Raw genomic sequence first — 25,938 nt, 5'->3', positions numbered from 1 at the left:
GGCCCGCATTTGTCACGCCAGGTCAGACAATCGATCGCGGGACCCTCTGGGTCATTGGCGAGTAACCTTTGGTATGACAGACAAATGCGCATGAAATTCCCCCGCCCGATCCTCGCGCTGGCAGCCGCTTGCTCCGCGCTCTCCGCCGTCCCCGCCGCCGCGCAGGATATGCCTTTCGACGCCTATATGCAGCTCGTGATCGCGAAGGCGAGGGCCGAAGGTGTCAGCGAAGCCACGATCCAGCGCATGACGTCGGACCTGACGCCCAATCCGCGGGTGATCGAGCTGGACCAGGGGCAGCCCGGCTCGTCCTCCTCTCCGGGCTACCCGCCCCTGCAGCCCTATCTCGACCGGCACGTCGATACGGCGCGCATCAACGGCGGGCGCGCTGTCTATAACGAGACGACCCGGCTTCACGGCCCGATCCGCCAGCAATACGGCGTACCGCCCGAAATCATCATCGCGATCTGGGGGCACGAGACGAATTACGGCGGCTATCGGGGCAATTTCGATCTCGCCCGCTCGCTCGCCACTCTCGCATGGGAAGGGCGGCGCCGCGCGCTATTCGAAAGCGAATTCATCGCGCTGCTGAAGGTGGCGGACAAGGGTTATTCGCGCGATCGGCTGGTCGGCAGCTGGGCCGGAGCCTTCGGCAATCCGCAATTCCTGCCGAGCGTCTACCTGCGCCTCGCCACCGATGGCGACGGCGACGGGATGGCGAATATCTTCACCAATCAGGCCGATACGATGGCCTCGATCGCACGCTATTTCCAGGATGCGGGCTGGCGCCCGGGCATTCCCTGGGGCGTGCGGGCCAGCGTGCCGAGCGGCTTTAACGTCGATGCCTATCGCACAGAACTTGTCGCGCCGGTCTGCCCGCGCGTGCACGAGCGGCACAGCCAGTGGAAAACCGTCGCCGAATGGCGCGCGCTGGGTGTGACGCCCTATAGCGGCCTGCCGTCGGACACGCTGGTCAGCCTGTTCCAGCCCGATGGCCCGGGGGCCCCTGCGTGGCTGTTAACCTCAAATTATCGCGTTATCCTCGAATATAACTGCTCCAATTACTACGCGATGAGTGTGGGGCTGCTAGCCGATGAGATTGCCCGATAATGTGATGAAACTGCCCGTGGGGTTCGCGTTGCTGGCCACGCTGGGCTCATGCGCCGCCGGCTCGGGCGATAACGGCCTCGCCCCGGCGACCGATTACTACGCGGTGGACCGCGCCGTGCCGACGCCTGCGGCAGCCACGATCGGTCCGCAGGCGGACTATCCGCAGGTTCTGGGCGAGCCCTTCGTGGTCGACGGGCAGACCTTCACCCCCGAAGACGTGCTCAGCTACGACGCCGTGGGCTACGCCACGCTCGATATGACCGATGCGGGCGGAGTGACCGTCTCGCACAAGACGCTTCCGCTGCCGAGCTATGTCGAGCTGACCGCGCTCGACACCGGGCGCACGATCCTCGCCCGGGCCGAGCGGCGCGGCCCGATGACCGCAAGCCGGGTCGTCGGCCTGTCCCAGAGCGCCGCGCAGGAGCTGGGCGTGAGGGAGGGCGCGCCGGTCCGCATCCGCCGGGTGAACCCGCCTGAGTATGAACGTGCCGCCCTGCGTTCGGGCAAGCCCGCCGGAAACCGTCTCGACACACCGGACACCCTGCTTGCCGTGCTGCGCAAGCAGCTACCGGCCGCAGGAGCTTCCAGCCTTGCGCCGCGCGGTCCGGCGGCGTCGGCCGATGCGTCCGATTCTCTCGACGAATCCTTCGACCAGGCTTTCGCACAGGTCGAACCCGGGCCCTCGACCGCCGTGGTCGACGATGCCGACGATTACCCCACTTCACCGGCCGAGCCTGCCGCCCGCACCACCTATGCACTGCCCCCGATCGGGGAAACACCGACCGGTGCGGCGGCCCGGCCGGGACCGGTCGAAGTCGCGCGCCTGCCGCGCGAGACGCGGCAAGCGCCCGCTCCGCAGCGCACCGCGCCCGCACCTGCGCCGCGGGTCGCCCCCGCGCAGGTCGCTCGCCCGGCGCCGCGGACGGGGCGCTACATCGTACAGGTCGCGTCTTTTTCCAGCAGGAACAATGCCATCGACGCAGCCGACCAGCTGGCGGGCTTCGTCGTCCGCTCCGGTCAGTATCTCCGGGTCCGCATGGGGCCCTACGTGACTCGTGGAGAAGCCGATGCGGCCCTCGCCAAAGCGCGCGCGGCGGGCTATAGGGACGCTTTCGTAGACACGAGCGGATAACCGCCGCGTACGCCGCCTGATTGCGGCTCCGGCCGCTGTATCAGGAGCACGACATTGCCGGGAGTATTGGCGAGGCGACAGCGTGCGGCAGCCCTGCTTGCCGCGATGGCACTCGTCTTGCCGGCCGGCCTTCAGGCAGAGCCGGCCCCACCGACGCCCGAGCAGGCGCCGATCGCCTACATGGTCGACCTTTCGAGCGGGCAGACGCTGTACGCGCGCGATATCGACCGGCGGTTCGTCCCGGCATCGATCACCAAGGTGATGACCACTCTGGTGGCCTTCGACATGCTGGCCGGCGGCAAGCTGCGGCCCGACCAGCGCATCCCCTACCGCGACGCCACCTTCGACGAATGGCACCAGAAGGGCTCCACCCTGTTCCTGCCCGCGCGCGCCAGGCCCACGGTGCAGCAGCTGCTCATCGGGATCACGACCGTCTCCGCCAACGATGCATCGGTCGTGCTGGCAGAGGGCGCAGCCGGCAGTGTGGAGAACTGGACCGGGCGGATGAACGCGACCGCGCACCGCATCGGCATGCACGACAGCTATTTCTCGACCCCCAATGGCTGGCCGGACGAGGGGGGCACCTTCACCACCGCGCGGGATCTCGCTACATTGGCCAAGCAGATCGTGCGCCACCATCCCGAGAAGTTCGATTTCTACTTCGGTCGCCGCGGCCTGAAGGCCTATGGCATCGCGCAGGACAACCACGATCCGATCACCGGCCGCGTCGATGGCGCGGACGGGATGAAGACCGGCTACACCGACCAGGCAGGCTACGGCTTCCTCGGCACGGCCGAGCGTGAGGGCCGGCGGCTGGTCATGGTCGTCGCCGGCGCGGACCGCGGCTACGAGCGCGATCGCGCAGCGCGCGACTTCATCGAGTGGGGCTTCTCCGCCTTCGACAGCCGCCTGCTCGCAAAACGCGGACAGACCGCGGCTGTCGCGCAGGTCCAGAACGGCAGCGTCGCCGAGGTGAAGCTCGTTGCGGCGCAGGATATCCGCGTTGCCATGCCGCGCGGCGACAATGCCAATCCGACGCTGACGGTGCGCTACGACGGGCCGTTGCGTGCGCCGATCCGGCAGGGCGAAGCGGTCGCCTCGCTGGAAATCGCGGTGCCCGGAATGGAGCGTTCGACCGTCCCGCTCTATGCCGCGCAGGACATCGAGGAGGCGGGCATTTTCCGCCGCATAGCCAACGGCTTTACGGGGCTGCTGCGATGAAGGAATACGGCACCCAAGAAGCGATAAGGGCGCGTTTCATCGCGTTCGAAGGCGGTGAAGGCGTTGGTAAGTCGACCCAAGCGAAGCGTCTGGTCGATGCGCTGGCGCAGCGCGGGATCGATTCGCTGCTGACCCGCGAACCCGGTGGCACGCCGGGTGCGGAAACGATCCGCAAGCTGCTGCTGGATCCGCCCGGCACGGGCTGGCAGGTGCAGGCCGAAGCCCTGCTGTTCGCCGCTGCCCGATCGGACCATGTCGCCAAAGCGATCAAGCCGGCACTGCTGTCAGGCAAGTGGGTCGTGTGCGATCGCTTCGTCCTGTCGAGCCGTGCGTACCAGGGCCTCGCGGGGGGGCTCGGCGATGCCGAGGTTCGCGAATTGCACCGGATCGGCAGTGGCGGGCTGACGCCATGCCTCACCTTCCTGCTCGAAGCGCCGGGAGATGACGTGGCCGAGCGGCTGCGCAGGCGCGACGGGGACAAGGCGGATGCCATCGGCGGCCGCAACGAACGCTACCATGGCGATGTGGCGCGGGGCTTCGCAGGGCTTGCGCAGGGTGACGAGACAATTGTCCAGATCGATGCCTCGGGCACGCAGGACGAGGTGCACGCCGCGATCATGCCGCATGTCGAAGCCCTGCTAGCGGCGGTTTCGTGAACGAATTCCACGCAGGCCAGTGGCGCGAATGGCGCGCAGCGCTCGCCAGCCCGCGCATGCACCACGCGTGGATTCTCGCGGGCCGACGGGGGCTGGGCAAGCATGACTTCGCACGCGCCGCGGCGAGCGAACTGGTCGCCATCGGGAGAGAGGCTCCGGTTGCGGAGAACGACCCCGACATCCAGCTGCTGACGCATCTGCCGAAGGACGACAAGGAAGCGCGCAAGCAGGAAAAGGGCGAGCCGTTCGAGACCAAGCGTAATATCTCGATCGAGCAGGTGCGCACGATGCAGGCGCGGCTCAACACCCGCCCGACCCTTGGCGACCGGCGCGCGATCATCATCGACCCGGCGGACGATCTGGAGCGCAACGCCGCCAATGCGCTGCTCAAGAGCCTCGAAGAGCCGCCACAGGGGACGTTCTTCCTGCTGGTGACCCATCGCCCCGGGTTGCTGCTCCCCACGATCCGCTCACGCGCGCGCATCCTGCGCTTCAACACGCTGCCGCCAGCGCGGGTGGAAGAGGTGTTGCGCGCCGAGGACGAGATGGCCGATCCGGCCGATATCGCGCTTGCGGCGCGGGCGAGCGGCGGTGCACCCGGCGCGGGGATCGCTTTCCTCGCGCAGGAACTTGGCCCGGCCGAGGCACTGATGCGCAAAATTGCGGCAGAGGGCGATCCGGACTTCGTCTTGCGCGGCAAGCTGGGCGAGGAAATCGGCGCACGGCCCGATCGTGCGCGGCTCGCGACGACGCTGGATCTTGCGCGCACGGTTCTTGCGCAAAAGCTGGAGCAACCCGACGGTCTCGACATTCCTGCACTGGTCGATGCGCATGCCCGACTGGTGACCATTTCAGGCCAGGCGAAAAGCTACAATTTCGACCCCGGCTTCCTAGCAATGGAAATCGGCACCTTGCTCGCCTCGGCTGCCCCGCATAGAGCCACCGCCAATGTCTGATCCCTACTATATCACCACCGCGATCCACTATCCCAACGGCAAGCCGCATATCGGCCATGCCTACGAGACCGTGGCCGCCGACGTCATTGCCCGATTCCAGCGGCTCAAGGGCCGCGACGTGCGCTTCCAGACCGGCACCGACGAGCACGGGCTCAAAATGGCCCGCAAGGCGCAGGACGAAGGCAAGACCCCGCGAGAGCTCGCCGACGAGATGAGCGCACATTTCCAGCGCCTGTTCGACCGGCTGAACACTTCCTACGACCGCTTCATCCGCACGACCGAGCCCGATCACCACACCGCCAGCCAGGCGCTGTGGCGCAAGATGGAAGAGCGCGGCGACCTGTATCTCGATCGGTACGAGGGCTGGTACTCGGTTCGCGACGAGGCCTTCTACGACGAGAAGGAACTTGTTGAGGGGCAGGGCGGGGAGAAGCTTTCCCCGCAGGGCACTCCGGTCGAATGGACGGTGGAGGAAAGCTGGTTCTTCCGCCTCTCGAAATACCAGGACAAGCTGCTGGACCTCTACAATCGGCAGCCCGATTTCATCCAGCCCGACAGCCGCCGGAACGAGGTGATGCGCTTCGTCGAGGGTGGACTGCGCGATCTTTCGGTCAGCCGCACCAGCTTCGACTGGGGGGTAAAGGTGCCCGGCAGCGAAGACCACGTGATGTACGTGTGGGTCGACGCGCTGACCAACTACATCAGCGGGCTCGGCTACCCGGAAGAGGGCGCGGACTGGAAGTACTGGCCCGCTGACCTGCACCTGATCGGCAAGGATATCGTGCGCTTCCACACGGTCTACTGGCCCGCCTTCCTGATGAGCGCGGGCGTGGAACTGCCCAAACAGGTCTTCGGCCACGGCTTCCTGCTCAACCGCGGGCAGAAGGAGAGCAAGTCGCTCGGCAACGTGACTGACCCGATGGTGCTCGCCGACCAGTTCGGCGTCGATGCCGTCCGCTACTTCCTGATGCGCGAGATCGCCTTCGGGCAGGACGGCAGCTATTCGCCCGAAGCGATCGTCACACGCGCCAATGCGGAACTGGCCAATAGTTTCGGCAATCTGGCGCAGCGCACGCTCTCGATGATCGCCAAGAACCTCGATGGCGAACTGGGTGCATACGAGCCGAATGGCGACGACAAGGACCTGCTGGGCACCGTACAGGCGGCGGTTCGCAAGTCCTTGCCGGAAGAGTTTGAAAAGCTGGCATTTTCTGTCGGCATCGACGCGTGGATGAAGGCGGTTTACGCCTGCAACCAGTATGTCGACGAACAGGCGCCCTGGGCGCTCAAGAAGACCGATCCGGAGCGGATGCGCACCGTGCTCCAGACGCTGTTCATCGCGTTGCGCGACTTGGCCATAGCGATCCAGCCTGTCATTCCGGAGAAGGCAGGCCACCTGCTGACCATGCTGGGAATTGCCGAAGACGCGCGGAGCTACGCCGATCTGGCGGACGAGGGCTGGTATGGCGCGCTGATCGCCACCGGCTACCGCGTGCCCAAGCCCGACCCGCTGTTCCCGCGGCTCGAGTTGCCGGAGGCGCCTGCGGAAGATGGGGAGGCCGGCTGATGCTGATCGATAGCCACTGCCATCTCGAATACGAAGGTCTGGTCGACAACCAGGGCGAAGTGCTGACGCGGGCGCGCGAGGCCGGCGTACAGGGTTTTCTCAACATCTCGACGAAGCAGGCCGAATGGGACCAAGTCGTGGCCACCGCAGCGCGCGAGGACGACGTCTGGGCCAGTGTCGGCATCCATCCGCACAATGCCGATGAGCATGCCGACCTGGCGCGCGAAACGCTGCTGGAGGCGACCCGGCACCCCAAGGTGGTCGGGATCGGCGAGACCGGGCTCGATTACTTTTACGACAAGTCGGATCGCGACGTGCAGAAGGCATTGTTCCGCATGCATATCGACGTCGCGCGATTGACCGGGTTGCCGCTGATCATCCACACGCGCGACGCGGAAGAAGATACCGCCGCGATCCTCGAGGAAGAGATGGGGAAGGGGGGCTATCCCGCCCTCATCCACTGCTTCACCGCATCGGCCGCATTCGGCCAGCGCGTGCTGGATCTCGGCCTGTCGATTTCGATCTCGGGCATCGTGACCTTCAAGAATGCCAAAGACCTGCAGGAGGTCGTGAAGACAATTCCCGCAGACCGCCTGCTGGTTGAAACCGACAGTCCCTTCCTCGCCCCGGTGCCGCACCGCGGCAAGACCTGCGAGCCCGCCTACGTCGCCAATACCGCCCAATTCGTGGCGGATTTGCGCGATACCAGCGTGGAGGATCTCGGCGAGCAGACGACGCGTAATTTCCACGCGCTGTTCGCTAAGACGCGGGCAACGGCGTGAAGGTCACACTGCTCGGCTCGGGCACGTCGACCGGCGTCCCGCGCATCAATGGCGACTGGGGCGCGTGCGATCCATCCGAACCGCGCAACCGCCGCACGCGCGTTTCCGTGCTGATCGAGAACGACGAGGGCGCACGGCTGCTGGTCGATACGCCGCCCGATCTGCGCGAGCAGTTCCTGCGGTGCGGGATCGACAGCATCGACGGCGTCTTCTGGACCCACGACCATGCCGACCACTGCCACGGAATCGACGATCTGCGCGCGCTGCGATACGGGCGCAGCGGCCCGCTGCCCGGCTATGGCGTCGAAGAAACCGTCCGGCGCCTGCGCGCGCGGTTCAGCTATGTCTTTGCGGGCGAGCACGGTTATCCTACGATCGTGAAGCTGGAGACGCTCGATCGTCTGCGGCTGTTCGCGGGCTTCACCGTGGGCTGGTGCGTCATGCCGCACGGGCCTGCGAGAAGCACCGGCTACAGGTTCGGATTCGACGGCAAGTCCATCGGCTATGCCACTGATTTCAGTGAAATAACCAGCGAGATGCTGACGCTGTTCGATGGCGTCGACGTGCTGGTCTGCGATTGCCTGCGACGCGAGGAGCATCCGACCCATGCGAACCTCGCAATGGCACTCGAGCTCGGGAAACGCTGCGGGGTGCGTAAGCTTGTCCTGACGCATCTCGATAAAAGCATGGATTACAAGACTTTGTCGACCGAAGTTCCGAAGGGTGTCATCGTTGGTTATGACGGGCTGCAGGTGTCGCCATGAACGAATTCGAGGTCGTGCAGACCATCGCGCTGGTCGGCTGGCTCGTCTTGGCTGTCACGGCTTTCGCGTCGCACGGTCTCAACTGGAAGACGTCGCTTCGCCACGCACTGATCTGGGCCGTCATCATCACCGGACTGATGATGCTCGTGACGATGGTGCGTTAGGAACACGCTTTCCCACATTGCGGCCGATGGCCGCACACGATCCCGCGCGAGCCCATTCGCAATTTAACATAATATATATTATCCATCTAATGGATGTGCTGACGCTTGGGCTCGGCCAGCCTATGCCCCTGCCATGAGCAAGACCGAACCTTCGCAGATCGACCGCCTGCTTTCCATCATGGCGCGGCTGCGCGATCCCGAACGCGGCTGCGAGTGGGATCTGGCGCAGGATTTCGCGACGATCGCGCCCTATACGATCGAGGAGGCCTACGAGGTCGCCGACGCAATCGAGCGTGACGCCATGGCGGAGCTGCGCGAAGAACTGGGCGACCTGCTGCTCCAGGTGGTGTTCCACGCGCGCATGGCGGAGGAGCGCGGGCTGTTCGCCTTCGATGATGTCGCGCAGAGCATTTCGGACAAGATGGAAGCCCGCCATCCGCATATCTTCGGCGCGGCCGATGGCGTCATGGACGAATCCCGGTGGGAAGAGCTCAAGGCGCAGGAACGCGAAGCCAAGGGCCAGGCAAGCGCGATGGACGGGGTCGCCCGCGCCCTTCCCGCGCTTCTGCGCGCGGAAAAGCTACAGAAACGCGCTGCGCGCGATGGCTTCGACTGGCCCGATCCCTCGGGCGCGGCAGCCAAGGTGGCGGAAGAAGCGCGCGAGCTGGCCGATGCAGACGACGCGACGCGCGAAGAGGAAGCCGGCGATCTGCTGTTTGCGGCGGTCAATCTGGTCCGCGCCCACGGCATCCAGCCCGAGGGCGCGCTGCGTGCCGCCAACGACAAGTTCGAACGGCGCTACCGCGGGATGGAAACGCTCGCCGAGGGTGAATTCGCGCAGCTCGATCTCGAGGCCCAGGAAGCGCTATGGCAGGCGGTAAAGCGAACCGAAAAGGCGAACTCAGCCGGCGGCTGAATCGACGTCGAAACTCTCGAACTGCCCGAGTTCTTTCGGGCCGAGCCGGACGAGGATGCGCTGGCGCGGCTCCCCTTCCCCGCTGGCGATCTCTTCCTCTTCGAGCACATCGCCATGCGCATGGAGCCACGCGATCTCGCGGCCCGCCGAGACCGGCAGCACGAATTCACGCACCGTCGCGCTTCGCGTCAGAATCTGCGCAATCCGCGCTTCGAGCGCGTCCATGTTGAACCCGGTTTCGGCGGAAAGCGGCACGACGCCTTCGTCTTCTTCCGCCCGCACGGCAAGGTCGTCGCGCGCGTCCTCGGCCAGCAGGTCCCACTTGTTCCAGACCTCGAGGATCGGGATCACGCTTGGCTGGTTCGCCCCATCCACCGCCTCTTCGGGCGCTTCGCCGACGACGCCCAGACCGCGCAGCACCTCGAGCACCTGGCGCTTCTGCGCCGCGCTCGACGGGTTGGCGATGTCGCGCACGTGCAGGATCAGGTCGGCATTGGTGACTTCTTCCAGCGTGGCGCGGAATGCGGCCACTAGCTGGGTCGGCAGATCGGAGATGAAGCCCACCGTGTCGGACAGGATCGCCTTCTCGACCCCCGGCAGGCCGATCGCCCGCATGGTGGGATCAAGCGTGGCGAACAGCAGGTCTTCGGCCATCACGTCGGCGCCCGTCAGGCGGTTGAAAATGGTCGACTTGCCCGCGTTGGTATAGCCGACCAGCGCGATGACCGGCCAAGGCGCGCGGGTCCGGCGCTCGCGATGGAGCGCGCGGGTCTTACGGACCTGTTCCAGTTCCTTGCGCAGGCGCGCCATACGCGTGCGGATCATCCGGCGGTCGGCTTCGATCTGGGTCTCGCCCGGGCCGCCGAGGAAGCCATAGCCGCCGCGCTGACGTTCCAGGTGGGTCCAGCTGCGCACCAGACGGCTCGCTTGATAATCGAGATGGGCGAGTTCCACCTGCAGACGGCCCTCGGCGGTCGCGGCGCGCTCGCCGAAAATCTCAAGGATCAGGCCCGTCCGGTCGATGACCTTGCGCTTTATCGTCTCTTCGAGCGTACGCTGCTGGATCGCGGTGAGCGCACCATCGACGATCACGAGCTCCGCCTCGGAGAGTTCCACGTCGGCTGCGATCTTCTCGACCTGCCCCGCCCCGAACAGCGTTGCCGGACGCACGTCGCGCACCGGCTGGATATAGCTTTCGGCGACCACAATACCGATCGCGTTGGCAAGGCCGATCGCTTCCGCAAGCCGCTCCTGCGCGGGCAGATCCTGGGCGGCTCCACGAATGTCCGGGCACACGACGAGCGCACGTGCCCCGCGCGTCACCTCGCCTTCAAGGTCATCTTCGAAAATCTAGCAGTATCCCGTCAATCGTCGTCGCCGTCATCGGCATCTTCCCAGTCGCTCAGGTCGACCGGTTCGGCAGGCTGGATGGTGGAAACGGCGTGCTTGTAGGCCAGCTGGACGTAACCATCGCGTTCCAGCAGGGTGCAAAAAAGGTCGTAGGCGGCGATCCGGCCCTGCAGCATCACGCCATTGACGAGAAACATGGTGACCTGCACCTCGGCCTCGCTCACCCGGCCGAGGAAGACGTCCTGCAGCTGGCGCTGCTTCTTTCCGCCCTCCTGACTGGAGAACTGCTCCGCGTCCATCGGCTGGGCGGGCATGATCGTGCTGATCGCGTGCTTGTAGACCAGCTGCGACTGCCCATCGCGCCGCAGCAGGAGCGAAAAATTGTCGAACCAAGTTATGATGCCCTGCAGCTTCACGCCCTTGACGAGGAAGACCGTCACCGCCGCCTTTTCCCGGCGGAGGATGTTCAGGAAACTGTCCTGCAGGCCGGGATGCTTGTCGTCGGGAGCTTTCTTCGCCCTGGCACGCGCAGGTGCCGGCGCCGGTTTGCGGACGCGCGGCGCATCCTCCGGTTCGACCTCTGGCGTTGCCTTGGTGCGGATCGAGAGCGTTTTTCCTTCGGGCATGACCCTGTTCCTGTTCTTGGCGGCACTGAGAATGGGCGTTGCCGCGTCGCTCAAATCGGGTGCTGCTGCCTTGCTGACAACCGCACAGCTAACAAAAAAATGCGCGCCTCGCCGTAGCGTTCCGGCCTCGCAGCCTTGTCGTTCATCGCCAAGGGCTTAGCCAGACCTGCCCGCGCGCTTCAAGTTCACGACCCGTACGCCCGTATCTCAATCCTCGTCCTTGCGATCGGTCATCCCCAGGATCTTGAGCTTCCGGTGCAAGGCCGAACGCTCCATCCCGATGAAACTGGCGGTCTTGGAGATATTGCCCGAGAACCGCCGGATCTGGATGGCGAGATATTCACGTTCGAACTCCTCGCGCGCCTCGCGCAGGGGGACGCCCATCAGGCCGGAAAGGCCGATCCCGCCCTTGCCGCCGCCTTCGGTGATTTCGCCCGGCAGCATGTCGGGCTCGATCACGTTCATCTTGTCTCGCGGGCTCAGGATTACGGTGCGCTCGACCACATTGCGCAGTTCGCGGACATTGCCGGGCCAGTCGTAGGCCTGCAGCGCGGCCAGCGCCTCTTCGCTCACCTCCGGCGGGGCAAGGCCCTGCTCGGCGGCGTAACGCGCGAAGAAATGCGTCGCGAGTGCGGGAATATCGTCGCGCCGGTCGGCCAGCGACGGGATTTCGACCGGGACCACGTTGAGACGGTAGAACAGGTCTTCGCGGAAGCGCCCTTCCTCGATCTCCCTCTGCAAATCGCGCGAGGTGGAGGACACCACCCGCACATCGACCCCGATCTGCCGGTTGCCACCGACGCGCACGAAGCTCTGCTCGGTCAGCACACGCAGGATCCGCGCCTGCGTCGACAGCGGCATGTCGGCCACCTCGTCGAGATACAGTGTCCCGCCATCGGCCGTCTCCAGCAGGCCGGGCCGCACCAGCTTGCCGTCCGCTTCTTCCCCGAACAGCTCCTGTTCGAACCGCTCGGAGGTGATCCGCGCCGAATTGACGATGACGAAGGCCCCCGATGCCCGCTGGCTCCAGCTGTGCAGCAGGCGGGCCGCGACCTCCTTGCCCGACCCGGCCGGCCCGCTGATCAGCACCCTGCTGCCGGTATTGGCGACGCGTTTCAGCGTCGCGCGGACCTGGTTCACGGGTGCGGAATTGCCGGTAAACTCCTCCCCTGCCCCGCTATTGTCCTGCTTGAGCCGCGTGTTTTCGCGCCGCAGCCGTTCGGTCTCGGTCGCCCGTTCGACCAGCAGGATCAGCCGCTCGGTCTCGAAGGGCTTTTCGATGAAATCCATCGCCCCGCGGCTGACGGCGGAGACGGCGGTGTCGATATTGCCGTGGCCGGAGAAGATGATGACCGGCAGCTCGGGCTCGCGCGCCTTGATCGCATCGAGCACCTCGAGCCCGTCCATCGGGCTTCCGTGGAGCCACACGTCGAGCAGGACGAGGCTGGGCCGGCGTTCGTCGACCATGCGCAGCGCGGTGTCGCTGTCGCCTGCCGTCCGGCATTCGTAGCCTTCATCGCTCAGCACGCCGGAAACCAGCTCGCGGATGTCGCGTTCGTCGTCGACAACCAGAATATCGAGCGCCATCAGCGTCTCCTCGTTTGGTGCAATTGGATCATGCGGCCGTGTCCTCCGCCGCAGGTTCGGGGTCTCGGGCGAAGCGCAAGACCACCTCGGTCCCCCCTTCCGCAACGGGCGCAAAGGTCATTTCGCCCCCGTGTTCCTCTACGATCTTGCTGACGATCGCGAGGCCGAGCCCGGTGCCCTTCTCACGTGTCGTCACGTAAGGTTCGGCAATCCGGTCGCGGTCGGCCGGCAGGCCTACACCATTGTCGGCGACGCAGACGTCCACAAAGTCCTCGTCCGGCGAAATCGTCACTCCGATCCGACCGGCAAAACCCTCGCCCTCTTCGGCGGCGCGTGCCTGGACCGCCTCGACCGCGTTCTTCAGTACGTTGGTCATCGCCTGGCCGAACTGGTGCCTATCGCAGCTGAGAGAGATCTGGCCGCCCGGCGTCTCGAGGCCGAAGGCGATGTCCTGATGCGCCACCTCCTGCAGGAAGACCGCCTGCCGCACGAGATCGAGTGCGTCCTCGTCCCGGAAAACCGGCTTGGGCAGCCGCGCGAAGGAGGAAAATTCGTCCACCATCGTGCGCAGGGCACCGACCTGCCGCACGATGGTGCTGGTCAGCTCGTCGAACAGCTCGCCGTCCTCGACCACCTGCTTGCGATAACGGCGCTTCAGGCGCTCGGTCGCGAGCTGGATCGGAGTGAGCGGGTTCTTGATTTCGTGCGCGATCCGCCGCGCCACATCGGACCATGCCGCCCGGCGTTGGTCGAGCAGCTGGCGGGTAATATCCTCGAAGGTGATAACATGGCCGCCGGTGGCGGGCGCGATCCGCACCGCGAGGGTCAACAGGTCCGCCCCCTTGTTGACGGTTACGATCCCGCTGCGCGCCCCCTGTTCCAGCAGTGCCGCAATCTGGGGCGCGACGCCGGCAAAGGCCCTGCCCCGCCCTTCGCTCTCCTCGTCGTCGAACAGCAGCGTGCGGGCCGAGGTGTTCATCAACTGGATCACCCCGTCGCGGTCGATCGAGACGATGCCCGCACTCATCGATTCGAGCACCGCTTCGATGAAGGCGCGCCGCTCTTCCAGCTGGCGGTTGGCCTGCATCAGATCGTCGGTCTGCGCTTCGAGCTGGGCGGTCATTCGGTTGAAGGCGCGGTTGAGCAGGCCGATCTCGTCCGCCCCGGTGCGCCCTTCGATGCGCAGGGAGAAATTGCCCGCCCCCACCTTGCGCGCGGCCGCGACGAGATCGGTCAGCGGTTCCACCTGCCGGTCGGCAAAGCGCAGCGCGAACCACACGGCGAAGCCGACCAGCGCGAGGCTGACGAAGAACAGCGCGAGGTTGAAACGCAGCTGGAGCGCGCGCGCCCTTTGCGTAAGCTGCTGATACTGCGCCATGATATCGGTGGCTTGTTGGAAGTTGTTGAACGACAACACCTCCACGTTGCGGGCATTGTAGAGGTAGATACCCGCCGTCCGGTCGATCGGGGTCACCGCCTCGATCCGCTCCTCATTGGCGTAGACCACGTCGGTCTCGCCTTCGTTCAGGCGCGGGATCGCGCGCTCGCCAACCTTCGCCGGATCGTTTCCTTCGACCAGGCCGATCGCCACTGCCGTGTTCACGGTTCCATTGTCGAATGCCTGAAGAATGGCGCTTTCGCTGATCTCGCGGGCTTGCATCTGGTAGGTGTAGTCTTCGAGGAAGTCGCGATCGGCCAGGTCGGCGGCCTGACGCCCCTGAAGCAGGTAGAGCATGTCCCCCGCCATCGTCCGCGTTTCCTGCGAAACCTCCAGCTGGTTCTGCTGAAAGAAGCCTTCGGCCAGCCTGTTGGTATTTTCGAACAGGCCGCGCGAACTACTGGAAAACCAGAAGTCCACGCCCGACTGGAACAGTACGGCAGCAAACACCGCCACCAGCAACGTCGGCACGGCAGCGATGAGGGAAAACACGAAAACGAGGCGCACGTGGAGCCGGGCCGTGCTGCCCGCAGCGCGCCGCAAGGCCAGCCTGCGGCCCAGCAGCACCAGCAGGGCCATGGCCGGCAGGAGCGTGCCGACCAGCAGGATGGAAACCTGTTGCGTGGGCAGCAGGCTCGTCTCCCCTTCCGCCGTGCCGGTAAAGGCCGTCCACGTGGCGAATACCATGATCGCGAGGGCGACGGCCGCGCCGATCTCGAGCCAGCCGAACAGGTTGGCGCGGCGCGAGACCACGACGAGCCTGCGCGCGAATCTCGAACCGCGTATCGTCCTTGTCGTGGAAACCGTCATCGTTGCGAAGTTACAACATCGCTGTTGCCGGAATACAAGTTACAAACCCCGGCACCGCGCACCTCGCGTCGCAAATCGGCAACGCTTCGCAGATTTGCGGACGGGCGTGCCGTGGCTCAGGCAGCGCTGCGTACCAGAAACGGCTCGTAGAAGCGCTCGATCTCGCCCAGTACCTGCGCCGGATCGTCGATGAAGTTGACCGCCTTGCGGAACTCGGACGAGCCGTAGAGACCTTTCACGTACCAGCCCAGATGCTTGCGCGCGATCTTCACCCCGACTTCGGGGGTGTAGTGGTCGAGCATCCGGCGGAAATGCTCCACCACGACGGCATATTGCTCGTTCAGCGGCGGATCGGCCCGCTTCTCTCCCGTCTGCCACCAGTGCATCACCTGGCCGAGCAGCCATGGGCGGCCATAGGCACCGCGCCCGATCATCAGCCCGTCCGCACCCGATTGCTCCAGCGCCTGTGCCGCATCGTCGATCGAACAGATATCGCCGTTGACGATCACGGGAATGTTCACCGCCTCCTTCACCTTGGCGATGAAGGACCAGTCGGCGCTGCCCTTGTACATCTGGTTGCGCGTGCGGCCGTGGACGGTGATCATCTTCACACCCAGATCCTCCGCAATCCGCGCCAGTTCGGGCGCATTGAGGCTGGCGTGATCCCAGCCCATGCGCATCTTCACGGTCACCGGCACATCGACCGCCTTGACCGTCGCTTCCATCAGCTTGGTCGCCAGCGGCACCTCGCGCATCAGCGCGCTGCCCGCCAGCTGGCCGACGACCTTGCGCACCGGGCAGCCGAAATTGATGTCGATGATCGCCGCGCCGTTGCTTTCCTGCAATTTCGCAGCCTCGGCCATGCTCGCCGGATCGCAGCCGACCAGCTGCATGCTGACCGGTTCCTCGATCCGGTCCCACGCGGCTTTCTGGACACTCTGGCGAGTCTCACGGATCGCAGCCTCGCTGGCGATCATCTCGGTCACGTTGAGGCCGGAGCCATAGCGACGCACCAGCGTGCGGAAAGGCATGTCCGTTACGCCGGTCATGGGCGCAAGAATCACGGGCGTTGCGACGCGCACGTCACCGATGGCGATCGGCTTCGGAGCCGAGGGAGGGGTTGGAACTTCAAGCATGGGGAAGCGCGCCAAATAGTGGATTGCCGCGCCTCCCGCAAGCGCGTAGCCCCGGCACCGATGGCCAACCTCCGTCACACTCCCGCAAACCCGGCGCGTTTCGCCGCGATCATCGTCGCGGCGGGCACCGGCACCCGCGCCGGACAGGCGATCCCGAAACAATATGTCCGCTGGCGCGGCAAGGCCGTGCTGCGCCATTCGGCAGTAGCGCTGCTGGCCGCCGGGGCCGAGCCGCTGGTGGTCGCGATCGCCTCCGATGCGGCCGATCGCGCCCGCGACGCTCTGGCGGGGCTCGACTCGATCATCCTCGTCGATGGCGGCGACACCCGCCGCGCCTCGGTTTCCGCAGGGCTGGAAGCACTGGCAGGCGACGCGCCGGAGCGTGTGCTGATCCACGACGCCGCGCGCCCCACCCTGCCCCATCCGGTGATCGACCGCGTGCTCGCCGCGCTGGACGATCATCCCGGCGCCATTCCCGCAATGCCGGTGGTGGACACCATCGCGCGGTCCAGGGATGGGGTGATGACCGGCCAGGAAGATCGCGCCGCCCTTGCCCGCGTGCAGACGCCGCAGGGCTTTCGCTATGCCGACATCCTGCACGCCCACCGGGCGTGGGACGACGCCAGCGAGCCGACCGACGATGCGCAGGTCCTGCGTTCGAATGGCGGCACCGTGGCCCTCGTGGCGGGCGACGAACGGCTCGCCAAACTTACCTTCGCAGAGGATTTCGCGATGCAGGCACCTCCCGTACGGACCGGAACCGGGTTCGACGTTCATCGCCTTGCCGAAGGCGAGGAGCTGTGGCTCGGCGGGCTGAAGATCGATCACGACAAGGGCCTTGCCGGGCACAGCGACGCCGATGTGGCACTACACGCGCTGGTCGACGCGGTTCTCGGCGCGATCGGCAACGGCGACATCGGCACGCATTTCCCGCCCAGCGACGAGCGGTGGCGGGGGGCATCCTCAGGCCAGTTCCTCGCCCACGCGGTCTCGCTGGCGAGCGAGGCGGGCTACCGGATCGGCAATCTGGACCTGACAATCATCTGCGAAGCGCCGAAGATCGGCCCGCACAAGGACGCGATGCGTGAAAAGATCGCCGAATTGGCGGCTGTTCAGGCCGACGCGGTAAGCGTAAAAGCGACGACGACCGAAAAGCTCGGCTTTACGGGGCGCGGGGAAGGTATTGCCGCGCAGGCCACGGCAACGCTTGTCAGGGAAGATTTCGCATGAAGATCGCCACTCGATCGCTTGCCGCTGCGGCCGCGTTCCTCGCGCTCTCGCAACCGGTGATGGCGCAGGGTCCGCAGTGCATTGCGCGGGCAGATCTCGCGGATGCGACGACCTATGCCATGCCGCTGTTCCTCGACGGATTGCGGACGAAGTGCGCCAAAGTGCTGCAGGAAGACAGCTTCGTTCTCGGCGAAAGTGCCGAACTCGGACAGCGCTTCGAGCCATTGCGCGATGAGGCATGGCCGGGAATGCGACGTATTCTGTTCGGCTTCATCGAAAGCGAGAGCAGCAAGAACAGCGAGGGCGCGCAGGAGGCGAAGCCTTACATGAGCGGTGTGGTCGAGATGCTCATGGAGATGAAGGGCGAGGAATTGCGCCCCTTCGTCGATGCCATGGCGACCCAGATGATTGCCGAAGAGATCAAGCCTGCAACCTGTGGCGATATCGAGGCGGTGCTGCCACTGCTCGCCCCCCTCCCGCCTGAAAACTATGGCGGTCTGATGTCGACCATCCTCGGCCTGGTTGCCGACGGCGACGACAAGTTGCAGATCTGCCCCGCGCAATGACCGATTCGCTCCTCCCCGACGATGTCATCGAACTCGCCACCCGCGTCGTCGCGGCAAATCGCGATGCGGGACGCAAGGTCGCGGTGGCAGAAAGCTGCACGGGCGGGCTGGTGTGCGGTGCGCTCACCGAGATTTCCGGCTCATCCTCGGTCCTCGACCGTGGCTTCGTGACCTATTCGAACGAAGCCAAGATCGAACTGCTCGACGTCTCGCAGGACATTATCGAAACCTTCGGGGCGGTCTCCATCGCATGCGTGTGGGCGATGGCACAGGGCGCACTCGCGAACAGCGATGCGGATATCGCAGTGGCGATAAGCGGAGTGGCTGGGCCCGGCGGCGGAACCGCCACCAAGCCGGTCGGCACGGTGGTCTTCGCCCGCGCACGGCGCGGCGATGATGGCGAACCGGAGGGCGAACTCAGGTCGTTCGGCGACCTTGGCCGAGGCGAAATCCGCCGTCAGGCGACGCTTTGCGCGCTGGAGCTGCTGCTGCCGTAAAGGTCGCGCGCGCGCTCTTCGAAAGCGGTCATCATGCGGCGAAAGGCACGGTCGAAATAGGCCCCGGCAAGCGCCTCGAAAATCCTGTTCTTGAAGGTGAAATCGACCCGGAAGTCGATCTCGCAGCCACCCTCCACCGCCCTGAAATTCCAGTCGTTGTCGAGATCGCTGAGCGGACCGTCGACATAGTGGACATTGATCGCCTCGGGCCGGTGCTTCTCGACCCGCGAGGTGAACTTCTCACGGATCGCCTTGAAGCCCACCACCATGTCGGCAACCATTTCTGTTTCGCTGTCGGACTTGATCCGGGTCGCGATCACCCACGGCAGGAACTCGGGATAGGCCTTCACGTCCGCGACGAGGTCGTACATCTGCTCCGGCGTGTAGGGCAGCGTGCGCTTCTGGTGGATGCCGGGCATCAGCCAGCCTCGGCGCGTGCAGCCTCACGGGCCAGACGCTCTTCGCGGGCGGCCTTCATCTGCGCGAAATCGTCGCCCGCGTGATAGCTCGAGCGGGTGAGCGGGCTCGATGCGACCTGCAGGAAGCCCTTGGCGCGCGCGATCGAACCGAACGCGTCGAACGCCTTGGGGGTCACGAAATCCTCGACCTTGGCGTGTCTGGGCGTCGGCTGGAGATACTGGCCCATCGTGATGAAATCGACGCCCGCGCTGCGCATGTCGTCCATCACCTGATGCACTTCCAGCCGCTGTTCGCCCAGCCCCAGCATGATGCCGGACTTGGTGAAGATCAGCGGATCGTGCACCTTCACTTCTTCAAGCAGGCGAAGCGAGGCGTAGTATCGCGCCCCGGGGCGGATCGTGGGATAGAGCCGCGGCACGGTTTCCAGATTGTGGTTGAACACGTCCGGGCCCGCTTCGCAGATCGCCTCGATCGCGGGGCGCATCTTGCCGCGGAAATCGGGGGTCAGGATTTCGATCGTGGTGCCGGGGGTTTCGCGCCGCAGCGCCTGGATCACCTTGACGAACTGGCCCGCCCCGCCGTCGGGCAGGTCGTCGCGGTCCACGCTGGTGATGACGATGTGTTCAAGACCCATCTTCCCCGCTGCAATGGCGACGTTTTCCGGCTCCATCGGATCGACGAGGCGCGGCATCCCGGTCTTGACGTTGCAGAACGCGCAGGCGCGGGTGCAGACATCGCCCAGGATCATGACGGTGGCGTGCTTCTTCTCCCAACACTCGCCGATATTGGGGCAGGCCGCCTCCTCGCACACGGTGTTGAGGCCGAGATCGCGCATCAGGCGGCGCGTTTCCTGATAGCCCTTGCTCACCGGGGCTTTCACCCGGATCCAGTCAGGCTTGCGTGCACGCGGGGCGCGGTTCTCTTCCGGGGCGGGTGCGGAGGACAGATCGTTCATGCAGCGCCATCTAGGGCCCGCACCGCTGCGAGGCAATGGGCCGCGCCACGCTTGCGAGGTAATGAAGCCGTGCCTTGCCAGCCCGCGTCCGCTCGCCCATGTGCGGGGCATGTCTGACACAACCCTCAAAAACATCGCCCTGCTGATCGACGCCGACAACACGACGCCCGACGGTATCGACCCCGTGCTGACCGTCATGGCGGAGCTGGGGCAGGTCAATATCCGCCGCGCCTACGGGAATTTCGCGAAGGACAACCTTTCGCGCTGGGACAAGATCACCAACAAGTTCGGCATCCGCCCGCAGCAGCAGTTCGATGTAACGCGCGGCAAGAACGCGACCGACATGGCGATGACCATCGATGCGATCGACCTCCTGTACCAGGGCAAGGTCGACGGGTTCGGCATCATGACCTCGGACAGCGATTTCACCCCGCTGGTCACGCGCCTGCGGCAGGACGGGATCGTCGTCTACGGTTTCGGTGAAGCCAAGACGCCTATGGCCTTCCAGTCGGTGTGCACGCGCTTCATCGACATCCGCAAGCTGATCGCGACCAATGCGGCAGACCGTTCGAACGAGCGCAAGAAGGGGTCCGCGATCGTTTCCGACGTGGTCGACGACGACCTGCTCGAACTGATCACCGCCGCCTATTCCGAAGCGAAGGGCGAAGGCGGCTTCGCGCGCCTCTCCCAGCTCGGCCAGATCGCGGGCAACCGGTCCAGCTTCGACGTTCGCAACTACGGCTTCAAAAGCCTGAAGGAAATGTTCGATACGTTCGACAATTTCGCCGTCGAAACGCGCGGCGACAACCAGGTTTACGTCAAGCGCCTGCGCTGAACGCAAAGGCGGCGCGGAAAGGCATCCCTTTCCGCGCCGCCAGCATTGGGTTCCCCGAAGAAAAGTGAGCGATTAGCCCGCGACGGTCGCGGAACCGGAAGCCTGCTGCTTGGCATAGCTCGCCCACAGGTCGGCAATGTTCTTGCGATTGCCGTCGACCTTGTCGAGCGTCGCCTGCGCAGCGGCATAGTCGCCCATCTTGACCTGAGCGATGCCGAGGCGCGTCAGCGCGGTGGCCGTTTCGACCCCCGGGCGCGAGAGCGCGACTTCGTACAGCTCGGCCGCCTTGGACGGCTCATCGAAGTTCAGATAGACGTCACCCGTGGCCAGCGCCAGGCTCGCCTCCGCACCCGAAGCCCTGGCATCGCGCTCAAGCTCGGCGAGGTCGGAGCGCAGCCCCGAAATGCGGTTCTCCGATTCGGTCATCGCTTCACGCACGAAGGTATCGCCCGACTGCAACACGCCGGCACTCACCCCTTCGTTTGCCACCGCCGAGACTTCGGCAGGAAGCCTGCGGTAGTTCGCGGCGTCGATGTAATCGGCGTAGTCGCGTGCATTGCTCATCCCCCCCGTGGTGCGCAGCAGCCGCATCAGATCCAGCAGTTCGGCTTCGGTATAGCGGGCCGAATTACGCTCCATCGCGATCGCATTGGCCCAATAGATCTCGCTTGGATAATATTCGACCAGCAGCCTTGCGAAGGCCGACGCATCGTCGAGATAGTCGTTGTTCGCAGCGATCTGGAACGCGCGCTTGAGGGAATCCTCGCTGGGCTTCTGGCCCGCGCCGACCTGGGTGTTGATCTGCTGCGCGTAGTAGCGAAGAGCGCCTTGCGAATCGTCGGTGCGAGTGAAGGTGGCGGCGATCAGGGTTTCGGCCTGCGGATCTTCGTAACCCAGTTCCAGCGCCTTCTGCACCCGCTCGCGTGCGACGAGATAGTCTTCGTCATTGAAGGCAAGCTGGCCTGCGATATAGGTATATTGCGGCAGGGCTTCGGGCGGAACGAGACCGCTTTCCAGCATCATTTCCATACCTTCGCGGCGCACCGCGGTATCTTTGGTCTGCGCGCCGATCTTTTCGAGCGTGCTGCCGAACGCGAAGCGATCCGCGCCCGTTTCGATCGAGCTCTGGGCGGCGCGCGCCTGCGTCAGCAGCGCGGCATAATCGGGGTTTTCACCCTTCACGGCCTCGTCGATCGGGCCGAACGCCTTGACGAAGCCTTCGGAATACTTCGCCTTGGTTTCCTGCTTGTCCTTCTTCTGAGCGACCGCGGGCGTGCCGAGGCCAGCCACGCCGAGCGCGCCGGCACCCATGAGCGCCGCTGCGAGCGCGAGGCGCGAGGCTTTCCGCGAAGTTCGTGTGAAGGTTGCCATGTGTCTCTCCTGTTGGGGTCGCGCGTCGACGCGCAAACCGGATAGTGCTTGTGTTATGGGAATAACGCGCGGCCCATGCGATAGTGCCTCGCGAACGTCCAGACAGTGCGTCATGTGCGTTGAACGCCGCTTGAATGGCACGGACAGGAAATCCGCGGCCTAAAGTGGCGGAAAATGTGGAAAAACACGTTCGCATCCCCCATCTTGCAGCGCAGTTGCTGGCACCTGTGGCGGCTTTCCCCTAACCTTCCCGGCACCCCGCCGCAGAGCGGTCGCTAAAATTACAAAAGAGCGGATTTTCCTTGAGCGACGATACCGACACCCTGAGCCCGCCCAGCCCCATGGGCGAGTACGACCGCATCGACATCGTCGATGAGATGAAGACGAGCTATCTCGATTACGCGATGAGCGTGATCGTGAGCCGCGCCCTGCCCGATGTGCGCGACGGTCTGAAGCCGGTCCATCGCCGCATTCTCTTCGCCAGCCAGGAAGGCGGCTTCGTCGCCGGGCGGCCCTACCGCAAGAGCGCCAAGATCGTCGGCGACGTGATGGGTAACTACCACCCCCACGGCGACAGCGCGATCTACGACGCGCTCGCACGCATGACGCAGAGCTGGTCGATGCGGGTTCCGCTGATCGACGGCCAGGGCAACTTCGGCAGCATGGACCCCGATCCGCCCGCCTCGATGCGTTATACCGAGGCGCGGCTGGAAAAGGTCGCCAATGCCCTGCTCGACGATCTCGACAAGGACACCGTCGATTTCGCAGAGAACTATGACGGTTCGCGCGAAGAGCCGACCGTCCTGCCCGCCGGCTTCCCCAACCTGCTGGTCAATGGCGCGGGCGGGATCGCGGTCGGCATGGCCACCAATGTTCCGCCGCATAATCTTGGCGAAGTGATCGACGGCTGCATGGCCTACATGGCCAATCCCGGTATCACGTCGGAAGAGCTGATCGAATACATCCCCGGCCCCGATTTCCCCACCGCGCCGCTGATCCTGGGCCAGTCCGGCGCTCGCTCCGCCTACCTGACCGGGCGCGGTTCGATCATGATGCGCGCGCGGCACGAGATCGAGACCGGCCGCAACGACCGGCAGAGCATCGTGCTTACCTCGATTCCCTATCAGGTCGGCAAGAACATGCTGGTCGAGCGGATCGCCGATGCCGCGAAGGAAAAGCGGATCGAAGGCATTTCGGACATCCGCGACGAATCCAGCCGCGAGGGCGTGCGCGTCGTCGTGGACCTGAAGCGCGATGCCTCGCCCGAGGTCGTGCTCAACCAGCTGTGGCGCTATTCCCCGGCGCAGGCGAGCTTCCCGGCCAACATGCTCGCGATCCGTGGCGGGCGGCCTGAAGTCCTGTCCCTGCGCGACATCATCCAGGCGTTCATCCAGTTCCGCGAACAGGTCATCACGCGGCGCACCAAGTTCGAACTGAACAAGGCGCGCGACCGGGCGCATATCTTGCTCGGCCTGGTGGTCGCGGTCTCGAACCTCGACGAGGTCGTGGCGATCATCCGCGGCGCCTCCAACCCCGCCGAAGCGCGCGGAAAGCTGCTGCGCAAGGAATGGCCGATCGGCGACATCGCGCAGTATATCGCGCTGGTCGAAGCGATCGAGCCGTCCTCGGACGAGCATGGCGGGACCTATCGCCTGTCCGAACGGCAGGTGAAGGCGATCCTCGACCTGCGGCTGCACCGCCTGACCGCACTCGGCCGCGACGAGATCGGCGACGAGCTGAAGGAACTGGCGACCCAGATCGAATACTACCTTTCGATCCTCGCCGACCGGCGCAAGCTGTACCAGGTCATGCGCGAGGAATTGCAGGCCATCCGCGATCAGTACGCGACGCCGCGCATGTCCGAGATCGCACCTGCGTGGGACGGCGTCGACGACGAAGACCTGATCGAGCAGGAAGACATGGTCGTCACCGTCACCCACGGCGGTTACATCAAGCGCACGCCCTTGCACGCCTTCCGTGCGCAGGCGCGCGGCGGCAAGGGCCGCAGCTCGATGGCGACGAAGGACGAGGATGCGGTGGTCGAGATGTTCGTCACCAGCACGCACAATCCGGTGCTGTTCTTCACCAGCGAAGGCCGCGTCTATCGCCTCAAGGTCTGGAAACTGCCCGAAGGTAGCCCGACCACCAAGGGCCGCCCGATGGTCAACCTGCTGCCGCTGGGCGAGGACGAGCGCGTGACCAACGTGCTTCCCCTGCCGCAGGACGAGGCCGAGTGGAGCAAGCTCAACATCGTCTTCGCGACCGAACAGGGCATGGTCCGCCGCAATTCGATGGATGCCTTCACGAACATCCCGTCGAACGGGAAATACGCGATGGGCTTCGTCGAAGGCAGCGGCGACCGGCTGATCGGGGTGCGTCTGTTGAACGAGGAGCAGGAAATCTTCCTCGCCTCCGACGCGGGCAAGGCGATCCGCTTCGCCGCCACCGACGCGCGCGAGACCAAGAGCCGCACCGGCATCGGCGTTCGGGGCATGAAGCTGAAGGAAGGCGACAAGGTCGTCAGCCTCGCGGTGCTTCATCCGCTCAGCCACGACATGGAGACGCGCGAGGCGTATCTGCGCGGTGCGGTGTGGAAGAACAACGACACCGACCACACGCTCGACGCCGATCTGGCGCAGGCGATGGAAGAGAACGAGGAGTTCATCCTGACCCTCACCGCGAATGGCTACGGCAAGATATCCTCGGCCTACGAATATCGCACGATCGGCCGCGGGGGCCAGGGCATCACCAATATCGGCGAGCCGAGCGACGCGAGCCGCAACGGGCCCGTGGTGGCCAGCTTCCCCGTGCGTCACGGCATGCAGCTGATGCTGGTGACCGATCAGGCCAAGCTGATCCGCCTGCCGATCGATTTCCGCCATCTCATCCCCGACGGGTTCGAGAACCACAAGGGCTGGTCGATCTACGGTCGTGGCTCTTCGGGCGTGAAGGTGTTCGACGTCGCCAAGGGCGAGCATATCGTCGGCGCGGCGCGGATCGACGAGGATGCCGATCCCGAGAACGACGCGGAGGCGGCAATCATGGACGAGCGCATGGCGCGCGAGGATCAGACCACCAGCCCGCACACCACGCTCGACCGCGACGATCCGACGCCGACCGACGTGTAGGCGTTAGCGCCGAAACCGGCGGAGCGTCTGGACCACCCCGGTCGCGATCAGCAACTGGCCGATATAGTAGCACGGCCAGATCAGCAGGTCGGGGACCGGGGCAAGGTCGTACGGCCCGAGGCGGCTGAAGATCAGCCAGTCCGAGACGACGAACAGCAGCGCGCCCAGCCCGACCCGCCATTGCGGGAACAGGCTGAGCCATGCGGCCATCGCCATACCGCCCAGCCCGACGCTGTAGAGCGCGACGAACATATCGCCGCTGAGCCACCACGAGACAGCCGGCACGGCCACCAGCAGGACGAGCGTGCCCCAGGTGGCCGTCACGCTCGGCTCCGGGCGCAGGTAGCGGCGATAGAACAGGATCGCGCAGATGTGGCTGGCAAGGAAGGCGATGCCTCCGGCGGTGAAGGACAATTCTATCGCGAAATCGCCCTGCGCACTCAGCGCCAGTGCCGAAACGAACAACCCCGCCCTAAGTCCCTTGGCGCGTTGCGCGGCATAGAGCGCGAGAAAGCCGACCGCGCTTGTCTTGAGAAGCATCAACCAGACGCCGCCCAGCGCGGTGTCCTCCGCGAAGGGGAAGACGATCGCAGCAAGCAGGCTCAGGGCAAACCAGGGGCGACTCTGGACAAGGGCGCGGCGCGGCATGGCGGCATCGTCTAACGCGCGGACGATCGACCCGCTACCGTCCTTTGAACTTTCGTCGGCCAGCGACTACGTG

At 65.2% G+C, this 25,938-nt stretch carries 24 protein-coding genes; 15 read left to right on the top strand and 9 right to left on the bottom strand.

The window, feature by feature from the left end; translation table 11 throughout:
* Window positions 1-90 precede the first annotated feature (90 nt).
* The 10 genes from ACYQ0L_RS01250 to mazG all read left to right on the top strand — a co-directional run bounded on the left by ACYQ0L_RS01250 (window position 91) and on the right by mazG (window position 9,268).
* Complete coding sequence (locus tag ACYQ0L_RS01250) at window positions 91-1,110, top strand: lytic murein transglycosylase (protein WP_459787112.1); 1,020 nt, start codon at window positions 91-93, stop codon at window positions 1,108-1,110.
* Window positions 1,094-2,242: an SPOR domain-containing protein gene (locus ACYQ0L_RS01245; RefSeq protein ID WP_459787111.1), complete on the top strand. Its 1,149-nt coding sequence runs from the start codon at window positions 1,094-1,096 to the stop codon at window positions 2,240-2,242. The genes ACYQ0L_RS01250 and ACYQ0L_RS01245 overlap by 17 nt, the downstream gene beginning before the upstream one ends.
* 117 nt (window positions 2,243-2,359) lie before the next feature.
* On the top strand, window positions 2,360-3,463 hold the full coding sequence (locus ACYQ0L_RS01240) for a D-alanyl-D-alanine carboxypeptidase family protein (RefSeq protein WP_459787110.1): 1,104 nt from the start codon (window positions 2,360-2,362) through the stop codon (window positions 3,461-3,463).
* Entirely contained in the window at window positions 3,460-4,119 is a 660-nt protein-coding gene (tmk, locus tag ACYQ0L_RS01235) for a dTMP kinase (RefSeq protein ID WP_459787109.1), read from the top strand. Before ACYQ0L_RS01240 ends, tmk begins: the two co-directional genes overlap by 4 nt.
* Complete coding sequence (locus ACYQ0L_RS01230; protein WP_459787108.1) at window positions 4,116-5,075, top strand: DNA polymerase III subunit delta'; 960 nt, start codon at window positions 4,116-4,118, stop codon at window positions 5,073-5,075. The genes tmk and ACYQ0L_RS01230 overlap by 4 nt, the downstream gene beginning before the upstream one ends.
* Complete coding sequence (metG, locus tag ACYQ0L_RS01225) at window positions 5,068-6,642, top strand: methionine--tRNA ligase (protein WP_459787107.1); 1,575 nt, start codon at window positions 5,068-5,070, stop codon at window positions 6,640-6,642. Before ACYQ0L_RS01230 ends, metG begins: the two co-directional genes overlap by 8 nt.
* Window positions 6,642-7,424 carry a TatD family hydrolase gene (locus ACYQ0L_RS01220; protein WP_459787106.1) on the top strand — a complete coding sequence of 261 codons (783 nt, stop codon included), beginning with the start codon at window positions 6,642-6,644 and terminating at the stop codon, window positions 7,422-7,424. Before metG ends, ACYQ0L_RS01220 begins: the two co-directional genes overlap by 1 nt.
* Complete coding sequence (locus ACYQ0L_RS01215) at window positions 7,421-8,188, top strand: MBL fold metallo-hydrolase (RefSeq protein WP_459787105.1); 768 nt, start codon at window positions 7,421-7,423, stop codon at window positions 8,186-8,188. The genes ACYQ0L_RS01220 and ACYQ0L_RS01215 overlap by 4 nt, the downstream gene beginning before the upstream one ends.
* A complete protein-coding gene (locus tag ACYQ0L_RS01210) occupies window positions 8,185-8,352 on the top strand; it encodes a hypothetical protein (protein ID WP_459787104.1) in 168 nt (55 codons plus the stop codon). Before ACYQ0L_RS01215 ends, ACYQ0L_RS01210 begins: the two co-directional genes overlap by 4 nt.
* 133 nt (window positions 8,353-8,485) lie before the next feature.
* Window positions 8,486-9,268 carry a nucleoside triphosphate pyrophosphohydrolase gene (gene mazG, locus ACYQ0L_RS01205; protein ID WP_459787103.1) on the top strand — a complete coding sequence of 261 codons (783 nt, stop codon included), beginning with the start codon at window positions 8,486-8,488 and terminating at the stop codon, window positions 9,266-9,268.
* Here the strand turns inward: mazG and hflX are convergent.
* From hflX to dusB, 5 genes are all read right to left on the bottom strand, one after another.
* The gene (gene hflX / locus ACYQ0L_RS01200; protein ID WP_459787102.1) at window positions 9,254-10,591 is read right to left on the bottom strand and encodes a GTPase HflX; all 1,338 of its coding nucleotides are present in this window, start codon (window positions 10,589-10,591) and stop codon (window positions 9,254-9,256) included. The genes mazG and hflX overlap by 15 nt on opposite strands.
* Window positions 10,592-10,632: 41 nt before the next feature.
* Complete coding sequence (hfq, locus tag ACYQ0L_RS01195) at window positions 10,633-11,244, bottom strand: RNA chaperone Hfq (protein ID WP_459787101.1); 612 nt, start codon at window positions 11,242-11,244, stop codon at window positions 10,633-10,635.
* A 207-nt stretch (window positions 11,245-11,451) separates the two neighbouring features.
* Complete coding sequence (gene ntrX / locus ACYQ0L_RS01190) at window positions 11,452-12,831, bottom strand: nitrogen assimilation response regulator NtrX (RefSeq protein ID WP_459787100.1); 1,380 nt, start codon at window positions 12,829-12,831, stop codon at window positions 11,452-11,454.
* 28 nt (window positions 12,832-12,859) lie between these two features.
* A complete protein-coding gene (locus ACYQ0L_RS01185; protein WP_459787099.1) occupies window positions 12,860-15,079 on the bottom strand; it encodes a sensor histidine kinase in 2,220 nt (739 codons plus the stop codon).
* A 116-nt stretch (window positions 15,080-15,195) separates the two neighbouring features.
* Window positions 15,196-16,215, bottom strand: coding sequence for a tRNA dihydrouridine synthase DusB (gene dusB / locus ACYQ0L_RS01180; RefSeq protein WP_459787098.1), 1,020 nt, complete (start codon window positions 16,213-16,215; stop codon window positions 15,196-15,198).
* A gap of 60 nt (window positions 16,216-16,275) precedes the next feature.
* Here dusB and ACYQ0L_RS01175 point away from each other — a divergent pair, with 60 nt between their 5' ends.
* Genes ACYQ0L_RS01175 through ACYQ0L_RS01165 form a run of 3 tightly spaced genes read left to right on the top strand, consistent with a single transcriptional unit; the run spans window position 16,276 to window position 18,508 of the window.
* On the top strand, window positions 16,276-17,445 hold the full coding sequence (locus tag ACYQ0L_RS01175; RefSeq protein ID WP_459787097.1) for a bifunctional 2-C-methyl-D-erythritol 4-phosphate cytidylyltransferase/2-C-methyl-D-erythritol 2,4-cyclodiphosphate synthase: 1,170 nt from the start codon (window positions 16,276-16,278) through the stop codon (window positions 17,443-17,445).
* Window positions 17,442-18,011, top strand: a complete 570-nt coding sequence (locus tag ACYQ0L_RS01170) for a hypothetical protein (protein WP_459787096.1) — start codon at window positions 17,442-17,444, stop codon at window positions 18,009-18,011. Before ACYQ0L_RS01175 ends, ACYQ0L_RS01170 begins: the two co-directional genes overlap by 4 nt.
* The gene (locus ACYQ0L_RS01165) at window positions 18,008-18,508 is read left to right on the top strand and encodes a CinA family protein (RefSeq protein ID WP_459787095.1); all 501 of its coding nucleotides are present in this window, start codon (window positions 18,008-18,010) and stop codon (window positions 18,506-18,508) included. The genes ACYQ0L_RS01170 and ACYQ0L_RS01165 overlap by 4 nt, the downstream gene beginning before the upstream one ends.
* Here ACYQ0L_RS01165 and ACYQ0L_RS01160 read toward each other — a convergent pair.
* Both ACYQ0L_RS01160 and lipA read right to left on the bottom strand, forming a co-directional pair.
* Window positions 18,469-18,927 carry a type II toxin-antitoxin system RatA family toxin gene (locus tag ACYQ0L_RS01160; RefSeq protein WP_459787094.1) on the bottom strand — a complete coding sequence of 153 codons (459 nt, stop codon included), beginning with the start codon at window positions 18,925-18,927 and terminating at the stop codon, window positions 18,469-18,471. The genes ACYQ0L_RS01165 and ACYQ0L_RS01160 overlap by 40 nt on opposite strands.
* Entirely contained in the window at window positions 18,927-19,883 is a 957-nt protein-coding gene (gene lipA / locus ACYQ0L_RS01155; RefSeq protein ID WP_459787093.1) for a lipoyl synthase, read from the bottom strand. The genes ACYQ0L_RS01160 and lipA overlap by 1 nt, the downstream gene beginning before the upstream one ends.
* A gap of 109 nt (window positions 19,884-19,992) precedes the next feature.
* Between lipA and ACYQ0L_RS01150 the strand changes: the two genes are divergently transcribed.
* Window positions 19,993-20,718, top strand: coding sequence for an NYN domain-containing protein (locus ACYQ0L_RS01150; RefSeq protein ID WP_459787092.1), 726 nt, complete (start codon window positions 19,993-19,995; stop codon window positions 20,716-20,718).
* Between the two features lie 72 nt (window positions 20,719-20,790).
* Here the strand turns inward: ACYQ0L_RS01150 and ACYQ0L_RS01145 are convergent, their stop codons facing one another.
* Entirely contained in the window at window positions 20,791-22,089 is a 1,299-nt protein-coding gene (locus ACYQ0L_RS01145; protein ID WP_459787091.1) for a hypothetical protein, read from the bottom strand.
* A gap of 302 nt (window positions 22,090-22,391) precedes the next feature.
* Between ACYQ0L_RS01145 and gyrA the strand changes: the two genes are divergently transcribed.
* On the top strand, window positions 22,392-25,217 hold the full coding sequence (gyrA, locus tag ACYQ0L_RS01140; protein WP_459787090.1) for a DNA gyrase subunit A: 2,826 nt from the start codon (window positions 22,392-22,394) through the stop codon (window positions 25,215-25,217).
* A 3-nt stretch (window positions 25,218-25,220) separates the two neighbouring features.
* Here gyrA and ACYQ0L_RS01135 read toward each other — a convergent pair whose 3' ends face one another.
* Window positions 25,221-25,865, bottom strand: a complete 645-nt coding sequence (locus ACYQ0L_RS01135; RefSeq protein ID WP_459787089.1) for a lysoplasmalogenase family protein — start codon at window positions 25,863-25,865, stop codon at window positions 25,221-25,223.
* Between the last annotated feature and the right edge of the window lie 73 nt (window positions 25,866-25,938).

Source organism: Alteriqipengyuania triglochinis (assembly GCF_054655655.1).
This window is presented reverse-complemented; position numbering and strand designations above follow the sequence as displayed.